A 13,552-nucleotide genomic window follows, 5' to 3' on the forward strand; every position below is an offset into this window, starting at 1 on the left:
GTAAGAACAGTTGATCCTCCGGCATCCCACAGTGGTTCGTCCCCGATCGCCAGGAGCGGGACACCGCAGCGGGATCGAGGCCACCACAAGATCACCTCCATCACCATCACCATCACTGCTCCCGCCCGGCCTCGGGCGAGGCCGCCCCCTCGGAAAGGGCCGGCGGAGGCGCGCGTGCGCCTCAGACCGAAGCCCACTCGGCGAGCCGGCCGAACGACCTCGAAGAAGGAACATGAGCAACACAGGCGACGGCCTGCGCGATCAGTTGAACGCGCGATTCGCGGCCGGTCGTGAGGCCGTTGGCCTGGGAACCGTCCAGCCCAGGACCTCCAGCCCGGATACCCCGGTCCCGCTGTCGGCCGTGCAGCGCCGGCTGTGGTTCCTCGCGCAACTGGAGCCGGACAGCCCGGCGTACAACGTGCCCGTGGTGCTGCGACTCTCCGGCGCGCTGGACGAGAATGCCCTGCTCGCCGCTCTCCGGGACCTGGCGGAGCGGCACCGGGTACTGCGTGGCGTCGTCGATCCGGACGGACTCCGGCCGGTCGTGCGCACCCGCCCGGCTGCCGAGGTGCCGTTGTCCGTGCAGGACTTGGGAGAGGAGGACCTGGACGCGGCGCTGGCCGAGGAGACCGGCCGCCCGTTCCGGCTCACCGCCGAGCCGCCCATGCGGGCCGTGGTGTTCCGGACGCCCCACGGCTGGACGCTGGCCATGACGCTGCATCACATCGCCACCGACGGATGGTCGCATCGAATCCTCCTCGCGGACCTGGCCGCCCTCTACGTCGCCCGCTGCGGTGACGGCGAACCCCTGGCCCCGGCGTCGCAGTACGCGGATGTGGTGATGGAGGAGGCGGAGGACCCGGCCGGGCTCGACTGGTGGGCCGGGCATCTGGCCGGCCTCCCCCCGGTGCTCGGCCTCCCCACCGACCGGCCCCGTACGCTGGCTTCGGCGTGGCCCGGCGCGGCCGCGCGGGTCACGGTGCCGCGTACGACGGCGGCCCGGGTGCGTGCGGTCGCCGCCGAGTCGGGGGCCTCCCCGTTCATGGTGCTCATGGCCGCCTGGCAGGGCCTCCTCGGGCGCCTCGCGGACACCGGTGACATCGCGGTGGGCGTCCCGCACGCGGGACGGCACTCCGCGGCGAGCGAGACCGCCGTCGGCTGCTTCCTGGACACGGTCGTGGTGCGCGCCGACCTCTCCGGCGAGCCGTCCGGACGTGATCTGATCGCCCGCGTGCGCGCCGGGGCACTGGACGCGTTCCGCCACTCCCGAGTGCCGTTCGAGCGCGTCGTGGAACGGCTCAGCCCGGAGCGGACCCTGTCGGCGACACCGGTGTTCCAGGTGATGCTCAACGTGTACGACGAGCTGGAGCCACTCGCCCTGCCCGGCGTACGGGCCGAGTGGCGGCTGGTGCCGCCGCGCACCGCCAAGTTCGACCTGAGCATGGAGCTGGCCGACGGCGGGCCCGGCTCCGGAATGAATGGCCGTCTGGAATACCGGAGCGACCTGTTCGATCCGGGAACCGCCGAGAACATGGTGCGGTGGTTCATCGCACTGCTGGACGGGATGGTCACCGATCCGGGACGGCCGGTCGGCGCCATACCGCTGGAGCCGACGGCGGGCCCCGCGCTCGCGGGCCCCGTCGCGGGACCGTCCGCAGTGCCCGTGCACGCGCTGATCGAACGATGGGCGGACGAACTCCCGGACGTCACGGCCGTGGTGGGTGGAGACGGCCACCTCACCTACCGTGAGCTGGAGTTGCGTGCCAACCGGTTGGCCAACCGGCTGATCGCGCTGGGCGTGGGCCCTGACGACACGGTCGGCATCCTGCTGGATCCGGGGATCGACTTCGCCACGGCGGTGCTCGGCATCCTCAAGTCGGGCGGCGCGTACCTGCCGATGGACGCCGCCCACCCCGCCTCCCGCGTCCGCGCCATGCTCCGCTCCTCGGGTGCGCGGCTGGTGGTGACGGCGGGCGAACCGGCGGACCGCATCCGTGGACTCGCCGACGCCGTCGATCCGGCGGTCGCCCATGGCGGCGGCCCCGACAGCCGGCCGGCCGTGCCGGTCGGCCCGGACCACCTGGCCCACGTGATCTTCACCTCCGGCTCGACCGGAGCGCCCAAGGGCGTCGCGGTGCGGCACGGCAACCTGGCCCACCGCCTGGCCGGACTCATCGGCCGGATGCCCCAGGTCGCGGGCGGGTCCTTCGCGACGGTGTCCACGGTCGCGGCCGACCTGGGCCTCGCCTGCCTGTACGGGGCCTTGCTCACCGGCGGCACTCTCCACCTGCCGGACCGGGAGACAACGACCGATCCCCACGCCTTCGCCGCATACCTCGTGCGGCACCGGGTGGACGTCGTCAAACTCGTGCCTAGCCACCTCGCCATGCTCGCCCGGCACGGTGACTTGGCCGACGTCCTGCCCGGCAGGCTGCTGATCCTCGGCGGGGAGGCCTGCCCGTGGTCGTTGGTCGAGGAGGTACGGCGGCTGCGGCCCGACCTGCTCGTGCACACCCACTACGGGCCCACCGAGGCCACGATGATGTCGCTGATCTGCGACGTGGACGAGGTCCCCGCCCGGGCGCGAACCGGCCTGGTGCCGCTGGGCCGGCCACTGCCGGGCGTGACCGGCCGGGTGGTGGACCGTGCGGGCCGCCCCCAGCCCGCCGGTGTCCCCGGCGAACTCCTCCTCGGTGGTCCGGGTGTGGCCCGCGGTTACGCGGGCCGCCCGGACCTCACCGCCGAGCGGTTCGTCGACGACCCGGACGGCGGCCGCTGGTACCGCACCGGCGACATGGTCCGGCTGCGCGACGACGATGTGGTGCAGTTCCTCGGCCGGACCGACGACCAGATCAAGGTGCGCGGCCACCGCGTCGAGCCCGGCGAAGTGACCGCCGCGCTGCGGGCGCTGCCCGAGGTGGCCGACGTCGTCGTGCTGCCCGAGGGCGAGGCGGACGAGCGGCGGCTGGCGTGCTGGATCGTGCCCGCTGCCGGACACACGGCGCAGCCGGACGGGATCCGCGCCCGGCTGCGGGAGACGCTGGCCGAACACATGGTGCCGGCCGACGTGGTCGTCCTGGACCGCATCCCGCTCACCTCCAACGGAAAACCCGACCGGGCGGCCCTGCGGCGGGCGCCGAGACCCGCACGGCCCGAGGCCGCCGCCGTCGTGCCGGGCACACCCGCCGAGGAGGCGGTGGCCCGGGTGTGGACGGCACTGCTCGGCCTGCCCCGGGTCGGCGCGACCGATGACTTCTTCGCGCTGGGCGGCCACTCCTTCGCAGCGACCCGCATGGTGGGCATGCTGACCGAGGCCACCGGCTGCAGGCTGCCGGTCCGCGTGGTCTTCGAACGGCCGGTGCTGCGTGACCTGGCCGCCGAGCTGGAACGTCGTACGGAGGGAGCGGCCGCGTCAGGGCCCCTGCCCCGGCGCGCGGATCCCGCAGCCCCGGTCCGGTTGTCGCCGGCCCAGGAGCGGTTGTGGTTCCTGTGGCGGCTGCGCCCGGACAGCGACGCCTACCACACCAGCGTGGCACTGCGGTTGAACGGGCCGCTCGACGTGGTGGCCCTTCGTACCTCCCTGCGTGGTCTCGGCGCACGCCACGAGGTGCTGCGCATGGTCGTGACCGAGAACGAGGCGGGGCCGTTGGCCGTAACGGTGGCTGCCGACACCATTCCCGTGTCCGTGGTGGAAGCCGAGGCCGACGGCGTCGGCGCCGCGGTGCGGGCAGAGACCACGCGACCGTTCTCCCTGGACCGTGAACCGCCTTTTCGAGCACTGGTGCTGCGGACCTCCGCGGCCGAGCACGTCCTTGTTCTGACGATCCATCACATAGCTGTCGACGCGTGGTCCTGGACGACGATCCTGGACGACCTGTCGGCGCTGTACCAGGCCCACCGGGACAACGGCGGCCCGGTTCCGCAGCCCCTCGACCTCCAGTACGCCGATGTGGCCGAGTGGCATCGTGCCCGTCACCGTCACGGCGCTGCGGACGAGCACCTCGACTGGTGGGTGGCGCGCCTGGACGGCCTGACGCCGCTCATGCTCCCGGTGGACCGCCCGCGCGGCCCGGCGACCGGCTGGGCGGCGGCGGCCGAACCCCTCGTTCTTCCCGCCGGCCTGACCGCACGGCTGCGCGAGGTCGCGGCCGACCTGGACTGCACGCCGTTCATGGTGCTGCTCACCGCCTGGCACGTGCTGCTGGCCCGGCTCGCGGACACCGAGGACGTGCCGGTCGGTGTGCCGGTGTCCGGGCGTACGCATCCTGGCACCGAGCGCATGGTTGGCTGCTTCGCGAACACCCTGGTACTGCGCGGCGACCTGTCCGGAGATCCCACGGTGAGGGAGGCACTGCTCCGCACCCGGACTCATGTGCTGGACGCCCTCGATCGCGCCGAGACGCCGTTCGAGGAGGTCGTGCGGCAGTTGCGTCCGGAACGCGACCCGGACTCCACGCCGCTGTTCCAGGCGATGCTCAACGTCATCGGACTGCCGGGCACCACGGACTCGTTCGCCGACCTGACCGCTGCGCGGATCGACACACCGCGGACGGCGGCGCAGGTCGACCTGTCGCTCGCCCTGGTGGACGACGGCACCGGGTTCACCGGCACACTGACCTACCGGGCCGGCCTGTTCGACCAGGCCACCGCGCGACGCTGGGCTCGCTGGTTCGTCGCACTGCTCGACGCCGCGCTCGGCGAGCCGGACCGGCCGATCCTCGGGATCGACCCGCTCTCCGCCGGTGAGCGCGCGGAGCTGCGCTCGGCCGCCACGGGCGAGGATCTGCCCACGGGCCGGCCGGCGACGGTGGTCGCCGCCGCCCTGGAACAGGCACGTCGCCGACCGGACGCGGTCGCCGTGCTCACCGCCGACGGCGCGGTGAGCTACGCCGAACTGGACGAGTGGTCAGGCCGGGTCGCGGCCGCCCTCGCCGCGCGAGGGCTCAGGCCCGGTGAACCGGTCGGCGTCTGCCTCCCGCGTGGGCGACGGCTGCCGGGAGCGCTGCTCGCCGTGCTGCGGGCCGGGGCGGCCTACGTCCCGCTGGATCCCGATCACCCGTCCGTCCGCCTGACCCGGCTCGCTTCGGACGCGGGGGTGCGCGTGGTCCTGTCCGGCGGCACGGCTCTCGCCACGGCCCGCCACGCCCTGCCGGGGGTGACCGTGCTCGACGTGGAGGAGGCCGCTGAGCACACCCCTGCCGCCGACCTGCCGGATCCCCAACCGCAGCAGATGGCATACGTCCTGTTCACCTCCGGCTCGACCGGGCGGCCGAAGGGGGTGCGGGTGACCCACGCGAACCTGGCCGCCTTCGTCGCCGCGCTGTCGGCGAGCCCCGGGATGGCACAGGACGACGTCACCCTCGGTGTGGTGCCGTTCACCTTCGACGTGTTCGGTTACGAGCTGTGGGTGACTCTCGCCCGCGGCGCGCGACTGGCGCTCGCGGACCGGCACACCACCACGGACGGCCACGCACTGGCCGAGTGGATGGAGCGCACCGGCGTGACGGTGGTGACGGCGACTCCGACCGCGCTGCGCCTGCTGCAGGCCGCGGACTGGCCGGACCGGCCCGGGATGCGGGTGATCAGCATCGGTGAACTCCTCGACCCGGCGCTGGCCCGCGGCCTCGCGTCGCGCATCGGGGAGCTGTGGAACGCCTACGGACCCACCGAGACCACGATCTACTCGATGATCGGCCGCGTGGACAGGCCGGTCGCCGACCGCGCCGTGCCCATCGGCGGCCCGATCGCCGGCACCCGGATACACGTGGTCGACCGGTGGGGCGGACCCGCGCTGCCGGGGAGCACCGGCGAACTGTGGATCGCGGGTGCGGGAGTGGCCACCGGATACGTGGACCGGGCCGCGCTGACCGCCGAACGCTTCGTCAACGGACCCGACGGCGAGCGGTGCTATCGCACGGGCGACCTCGTCCGGTGGCGAGGACGGTCGCTGGAGTACCTGGGCAGGACCGACCTCCAGGTGAAGGTCCGGGGCCATCGCGTCGAACCCGGTGAGATCGAGTCGGTGCTCCGCGAACACCCTGACGTCGCCGACGCGGTCGTCGCAGTCGCCGGCCCGGCCGGCGAACGGCACCTGGTGGGCTACGTCGTGTCCACGACGCCCCGGCACACGGCGTTCGAGAGCCATCTCGCGGAGCGGCTGCCCGACTACATGGTCCCGCGCCGCTGGGTCGTGATGGACGTCTTCCCCACCACGCCGAACGGCAAGGTGGACCGCGCCGCACTGCCCGAGCCCGGAGCGGTCGAGACGGCGGCCGGGGCGCCCATGTCGCTGATGCGGCAGGTCGTGGCGAAGGTCTGGGCCGAGGTGCTGCACAAGGACGAGGCCGGACCGCGGGCAGACTTCTTCGCTTTGGGCGGCACCTCACTGGCTGCCACCCGGATGGTGGGCCGGCTGCGCGAGGCGCTCGGCCGGCGGATACCTGTCCGGGCCGTCTTCGACCGTCCGGTGCTCGCGGACTTCGCCGACGACGTGGAGCGGCAGATGCTGGACGACCTCGCCGCCGAGCAGAGCGATGACCCGGCATGACCGGATGCCGGCGCACCGAGGACCAGAAACGACAGAGCAGGAAAAGGACATGACGGCGCATCCCGTGATCATGGTCGGGTTCACCTGGACCTCGGTGGCCGCCATCGGCGCCTTCCAGCCCGACGCCTCGGTGATCGTGATCGAGGAGCCCGACGTCATCCGCAAGCGCGGACTGCGCTCCGAGCTGCGGGGCGCGGAGGTGATCGGCGAGCTGGTCGAGTGCGAGTACCAACTGGCGGGCGCCGCAGACGCGTTCCACAGAGCCCACCCCGATCTCGCACCGACCGCGATCGCGCCGATGGTGGAGGACGCCACCCTGTTCGCCGCGCGCCTCGCGGAGTGCTACGGACTTCCCGGCGCCGGGCTCTGCGCCGCAGAGGTACTGCACGACAAGTCGTTGCTGCGCGGAGTCACCCGGGCAGCCGGCATCCCGAACCCCGAGTCGCAGGCGGTGGAGAATCCGGAGCAGGCGGAAGCGTTCATGAGGGCTCACCCCGGTCCGGTGGTCCTCAAACCCGCTGACCGGCAGGGGGCCGTGGGCATCCGCGTGCTCCGCTCCGCGGACGAGGTGGATGAAGCCTGGGCCGAGTGTGCCGCCGAGTGTGCCGCCCTGTCCGGGAGCGTCTGGATGCCGGACAGGCAGGTCCCGGTGCGGATGCTGGTGGAACGGTACGTCCGTGGCCGTGAGTACAGCGTGGAGATGCTGGTCTCGGCGGGCCGCACCCTGTTCGGCAACGTGACCGAAAAGGACCTCTACCCCGGACCTCGGCCGGTCGAGCGGGGGCACCTGGTCCCCGCCGACATCTCCGCCGGACTCGACACGCTCCTGCGGGAGCAGACGGAACGGGTCGTGCGCGCGGTCGGCTTCGGCACGGGCATGGTGCACTGCGAGTGGATCGTGGAGGCCGGCACGCCCTATCTGGTCGAGTGCGCGGGACGCCCTCCGGGCGACGAGATCGCGGAACTGATCGAGTGGGCGTACGACACGGAGCTGGTACGCGCCTTCTGGACCCTGCTCAGGGGAGAACCACTGGCACGTCCACTGCCGCGGCGCGCCCGACAGGCCGCGGCCGTCCGCTTCCTGGGGGCTCCGGCCGGTGTGGTGGCGAGCCTCGACGGACTGGCAGCGGCCTACGCGGTACCAGGCGTGATGGTGTGCAGATTTCTGGTGGAGCCCGGCGCGCGCACCCGCGAACCGCACCACTCACTGGACCGCGTCGGATACACCATCAGCTGCGCGGCGACGCCGGCGGAGGCCGTACGCCGGGCAGAGGAAGCCATCGGCCGGCTGCGGATCGGGATGCGACCCGCCCCTGTGGCCGGATCATGACGCGGCACCCGCACCCGCCTGCCCGAGCCCGAAGACGGGCCCTGTCTCAACACCAGTTCAACCCAATCGCTCGCCGGACGTCAGTCGCGAGCCGGAGAAACAAGATCGCAGTGGCACAGGTGGCGCCGCACGGACACGCGTACGTGCCGTCCGTCCCCTCGGCGTCCTGCGACAGCGCGCACGTCGATGGAGACTGACCACAATGGGAACTGAGATTCTCGGCACGGCCCCGAACCCGACCGCAACCGATGCACAGACACGTACCCGTGAGCTGCTGGAACAGCGCCTGGCCGCAGTACTCGCCCGGCCCGCCGACACCATTCCACGACGGTCCGAGCCCTCCGCACCGGTCCCGCTCTCGGCCGCGCAGTCCAGGCTGTGGTTCCTGGAGGAACTGGGCAACAGCGGCTCCGCGTTCCATGCCCGCCTCGTGCTGCGACTGCGCGGCGCCGTGGACGAAGCGGCCCTGCTCGGCGCGGTCCGGGACCTCGCGCAGCGCCACGAGGTGCTGTGCAGCCGGATCGAGGAGCGGGACGGGCAACCCGTCACCGTGGTCGGCAGCGCCGCAGATCTGCCGGTGTCCACCGGGGATGTCCGACCGGAGCAGCTGGAGGCGGCGCTTGCGCAGGAGTGCGACCGGCCCTTCGACCTGAGGCAGCGGCCGCCCATGCGCGCGGCGCTGTTCCGGACCCCCGACGATTCGGTGCTGGCACTGACGTTCCATCATGTCGCGATCGACGGATGGTCCCTGGGGTTGGTCCGCGCCGAACTCCCGGCGCTGTACTCGGCCAGACTCGGGCTCGGCGAGATTCCACCGCCTCCCGCCCAGTACACGGACCACGCCGCATGGCTGGCCAGGCTTCCGGACCAGCCCGAGGGCGTGGACTGGTGGGAGGAGCACCTGGCCGGTCTCGCGCCCCTTCTGGATCTGCCGTCCGACCGGCCCCGGCCGGCAGTCGCCGGATCCGCGGGCGGCGAGGTCGCCTTGGCTGTGACCGGCCCCCTGGCCGAGCGGGTTCGTTCGGCGGCCGGGCGGACCGGCTGCACACCGTTCATGGTGTTCCTCGCGGCGTGGCAGGCGCTGCTGTCGCGCATGTGTGCCACCACCGACGTGCCGGTGGGAGTGGTGGAGGCGGGCCGCCGTCACCCCGGTACCGACGGCATGGTGGGCTGCTTCGTCAATACCGTCGTCATGCGTACCGACCTCTCCGGCAACCCCACCGGGTCCGAACTCCTCACGCGGGTGCGGGAGGTGGCACTGGACGCGTTCGCACACGCTGATGTGCCGTTCGAGCAGGTGGTTGCCCGGCTGCGGCCCGACCGCAGCGCGACCTCGGCCCCGATCGTCCAGACGCTGCTGAACTTCCTCGTGCTGGAGGAGGAGGGACCGGGCTTCCCCGGGCTCGAGGTGACCGCGGTGAGCAGACCGGCACCTGCCGCCAAATCCGATCTCCACCTCACACTGGCAGAGAGCCCGGTCGACTTCACCGGCAGCCTCAACTACCGGAGCGACCTGTTCGACGAGGAGACCGTGCGGGGCATCGCCTCGTGGTACCTGAGCATGCTGGCGCAGATGCTGGACGATCTCGATTCCCCTATAGGTGCGGCCGAGTTGGCATCTTCCGCCGAGTCGGTGCTGCGCGGCCCGGTACGTGAGGAAGCCCCGCACACCCTGCACCCGCTCGTCGAGCGGTGGGCGGACCGCACCCCCGACGCGCTCGCCGTCGTGGCACCCGACGGCAGGCTCTCCTACGGCGAGCTCGACCGCATGGCCAACCGCGTCGCCCATGCCCTGATCGCCGCCGGTGTCCGCCCCGACGAGCCCGTCGGAGTCCTGCTGGAGCACTCGGTTGCCCTGCCGGCCGCCCTGCACGGCGTACACAAGGCCGGTGCCGGCTATCTGCCGCTGGACGCCACACACCCCGCGAGCCGGATCGCCGCGATCCTGGACACCGCGGGCGTGCGCACGGTCGTGACCGTGAGGGAGTTCACCGGGCTGGTTGAAGGAGGCGACCGGCGCGTCGTCGTCCTGGACGACCCGGCCGTGCTCGAGGACAGCCCCGGACACCGGCCGGACGTCCCGGTAGACCCCCGTCACCTGCTGCACGTCATCTTCACCTCCGGATCCACCGGCACTCCCAAGGGAGTCGCCGTCGATCACGCCAGTGTGACCGACTACCTGGACGGTGTCCTTCAACGACTGGGCGACGACGTCCGCGGCGGCACGTTCGCCGTGATGTCCACGATCGCGGCCGACTTCGCCCATACCTGCTTTCACGCGGCTCTCGTCACCGGCGGCACCGTCCACTTCGTCGCACGGGAGACGGCCATGGACCCCGTGGCGCTCGCCGGCTATCTGGCCGACAACCCCATGGACGTCATCAAGCTCGTCCCGAGCCACTTCGAGTTGCTGGCGGCCAACGGCGACGTGGGCGCCGTCATGCCCCGGAAGCTGCTGATGTTCGCAGGCGAGGCGCTGCCCTGGTCCATCGTCGAGCGCGCCCGTGCCGCCCGCCCCGGACTGCGGGTGCAGAACCACTACGGGCACACCGAATCGACCATGGTCCGCACGGTCTGCGACGTGGACGACGTGCCTGAGGACCTGCGGGCCGGCATCGTCCCGCTGGGCCGGCCCGTGCCCAACACCGTCGGCTTCCTGGCCGACCAGGAGGGCCGTCCGGTACCCCCGGGCATCCCGGGAGAACTGCTGGTGGGAGGGCCCGGGGTCGCACGGGGCTACATCGGGGCGCCCGAGCTCACCGCCCAGCGGTTCATCACCGTCGATGGACGGCGCATGTACCGCTCCGGCGACGTCCTGCGGATGCGCCGGGACGGATGGGTGGAGTTCCGAGGCCGCGTGGACGACCAGGTCAAGGTGCGCGGCTACCGGGTGGAGCCGGGCGATGTCGCGGACGCCCTGAGGCGGCTGCCGGGCGTCGCCGAAGCGGTCGTCCTGCCCGTCGGCGAGGAGCAGGACCGGGGACTCGCGGCCTGGGTGGTGCCGCAGACCGGGGAGCGGCTCGATGTCCGGCACATACGCACCGAACTGCGTGAACGCCTCCCGGAGTACATGGTGCCGGGCTCTCTCGCCGTCCTCGACCAGATGCCCCTGACACCGAACGGCAAGGTCGACAGAAAGGCCCTGCCGCTGCCCGAGGCCGAGGAGACCGGAGCCCGGACGCTGCCGCGCACCCCCACCGAGCGCCGACTGGCACGGGTGTGGGAACGGATCCTCGGGCTTCCCGAAGTCGGGATCGACGACGACTTCTTCGCGCTCGGAGGGGACTCGTTCGCCGCGGTCCGTGCCGTGCGGGCCTGCGACCCCGGCCTGCGGGTTATCGACATGTTCACCCGTCCCACCGTGCGTGAACTGGCGGCACACCTGGACGCGTCCGACACCGGACAGGGCCGGATGCTCCACCGCCTGAGCGGGTCGGGGGACGCCGTGGCCACCCTGGTCTGTGTCCCCTACGGCGGCGGGTCGGCGGCCGTCTACCAGCCGCTCGCGGCAGCGCTGCCCGACGATCTGGCACTCCTCGCGGCCGAACTGCCGGGACACGACCCGGCCCGGCCCGCGGAGGAGTTCGTGACGCTGGACGAGCTGACCGAGCGGTTGGCCGAGGAGATCGACGCGACGGTGACCGGTCCCGTCGTCGTCTACGGGCACTCCGTGGGATCGGCCGCGGCCGTCGCACTGGCCCGCAGGCTGGAGGCCGGCGGTCGCGGGGTGCTCGGCGTGGTCGTGGCGGGCAACTTCCCGTCCGCGCCCCTGCCGGGACGGGCGGCCGCCTGGGCCAACCGCATCCTGCCGCTGGAGCGGTGGGCCTCCAACCGTCACTACCGGGACGTCCTCCGCACGACCGGCGGAATCCTGGACGATATGGACGAGGCAGCCACCGAGACCGCACTGCGCGCCATGCGTCACGACTCGTCCGAGGCCCGGGCGTGGTACGCCCGCGAACTGGCCGAACCACACGCCGCCCTGCGGGCACCGATCCTGTGCGCGGTGGGTGAGGCAGACCACTCAACGGAGCTGTACCAGGAGCGGTACCGCGAATGGGAGGCCTTCTCCCACCGGGTCGAACTCGTCACCATCGAGAAGGCGGGCCACTACTTCCTGCGCCACCAGGCGACCGTCCTCGCGGCCCTGCTCGGGAAACGGATCGCGGACTGGACCGCGGGGCGCCTGCCCGAGCCGGCCGCAGCGGTACAGCCACACTCCGGGCTTCGGGCCTTCTACACCGTCGCGGCCGGACAGTTCCTCTCCATGCTGGGCGGCAGCCTCAGCATGTTCGCCCTCGGCGTGTGGGCCTACCAGCGCAGCGGCCGGGTTCTCGACCTGGCCCTCGTCATGATGTTGGCCACGCTCCCGGCGCTCCTGGTCACACCGGTCGGCGGAACGGTCGCCGACCGGGTGGACCGCCGCCGCGTCATGCTGGCCGCGGACAGCACGAGCGGCCTGGCGATGACCGCTCTGGCCGTGCTGCTCGTCACCCATCGGCTGTCGCTGCCGGCCGTGTGCCTCATCGTCGCGATCACCGGGGTCGCGACCGCCTTCCACCGGCCCGCGTACCTGGCCGCCACCGCCCAACTGGTGCCCAAGCCCTATCTGCCGCAGGCCAACGCCCTCGTCGGGCTCGGGCTCGGCTTCGCCGGTGTCGTCGGACCGCTGCTCGGCGGTGCGCTCGTGGCGTCCGTGGGCGTGACCGGGGTCGTAGTCGTCGGTGTGTGTGCCTTCGCCGCGGGCATCGGGTCCCTGCTGGCCGTCCGTTTTCCCGAGCGCATGTTCCACCGGCAGCGCGAGTCCTTCGGCCAGGCGCTCATCGGGGGCTGGCGCTTCATCGCGCAACGCAGGCCGCTGCTCCTGCTGACCGGATTCGCCGCGGTACTGAACCTCTTCGCCTCGGTGGTGTTCGTCGCGGTGCAGCCGCTCGTCCTGTCGTTCGCCGGTGTGCCACAGCTCGGCCTGGTGACGACCGTGGGCGGCCTTGGGGGTGTGCTGGGCGGACTGCTGATGGTGCCGTGGGGCGGCACCCGGCGCCGGGCGATCGGCATGATCGGCGCCACCATCGGTGTGGGGGCCGGGACGGTGGTCATGGGACTGCACGCGTCCGTGCCCCTGGTGGCACTCGGACTGACGCTGCGTATGGGCGCCATGGCCGTGCTGAACGCTCATTGGCTGTCGATCATCCAGGTCAAGGTGGGACAGGAACTGCAGGGCCGGGTCCTGGCCACCAACGTCACGCTCGCGCTCGCCACCCAGCCCGTCGGGTTCCTCGCGGCCGGTCCGCTCGCCGACCACGTGTTCGCCCCGGCTCTGCGGGAACACGCCGCGCTTGGCAGCATGCTGGGCAGCGGTGCGGGACGCGGGATGGCCCTCCTTCTGATCGTGAGCGGGGTGTGCGTCATCGTCTGGGGCGCCCTCGGCCTGTGCTTCCGGCCACTGCGCCGACTGGAGGACGGCCTGCCCGACGCGACCCCCGACCACGAGACCGAACGCGATCTCGACGCCGTCCAGGAGCGGGCGGGTCGCCGGCTCGCCGCCTGGCGCCGGACGGGATGAGGTCTCCCGCAAGCTGCCGTTTACACCCGGTGATTCCCGGCCGCGCCCGGAACAAGCGACAGCCCGGAAGGCGAGCGGCCACCCTGCGGGCCCATTCACCGTTCACCGCGGC

3 protein-coding genes are annotated in these 13,552 nt (G+C 72.4%); all 3 read left to right on the top strand.

The window, feature by feature from the left end; translation table 11 throughout:
• The first annotated feature begins 232 nt into the window (after positions 1–232).
• The 3 genes from ACFU5K_RS18715 (at position 233) to ACFU5K_RS18725 (ending at position 13,440) form a co-directional block, all read left to right on the top strand.
• Complete coding sequence (locus ACFU5K_RS18715; RefSeq protein WP_384062730.1) at positions 233–6,547, top strand: amino acid adenylation domain-containing protein; 6,315 nt, start codon at positions 233–235, stop codon at positions 6,545–6,547.
• A 49-nt stretch (positions 6,548–6,596) separates the two neighbouring features.
• On the top strand, positions 6,597–7,877 hold the full coding sequence (locus ACFU5K_RS18720) for an ATP-grasp domain-containing protein (protein WP_384062733.1): 1,281 nt from the start codon (positions 6,597–6,599) through the stop codon (positions 7,875–7,877).
• A 202-nt stretch (positions 7,878–8,079) separates the two neighbouring features.
• Positions 8,080–13,440 (top strand): amino acid adenylation domain-containing protein, encoded by a 5,361-nt coding sequence (locus ACFU5K_RS18725; RefSeq protein ID WP_384062736.1) that lies wholly within the window; start codon positions 8,080–8,082, stop codon positions 13,438–13,440.
• The last annotated feature ends 112 nt before the right edge of the window (positions 13,441–13,552 follow it).

The sequence above is a fragment of the Streptomyces sp. NPDC057428 genome, assembly GCF_042803195.1.
Taxonomy (GTDB): Bacteria; Actinomycetota; Actinomycetes; order Streptomycetales; family Streptomycetaceae; genus Streptomyces.

Excerpts from the sequence above, each read along its gene's own strand:
- ACFU5K_RS18715 (WP_384062730.1), top strand. The coding sequence starts at position 233 with ATGAGCAACACAGGCGACGGCCTGCGCGATCAGTTGAACGCGCGATTC.
- ACFU5K_RS18720 (WP_384062733.1), top strand. The coding sequence starts at position 6,597 with ATGACGGCGCATCCCGTGATCATGGTCGGGTTCACCTGGACCTCGGTG.
- ACFU5K_RS18725 (WP_384062736.1), top strand. The coding sequence starts at position 8,080 with ATGGGAACTGAGATTCTCGGCACGGCCCCGAACCCGACCGCAACCGAT.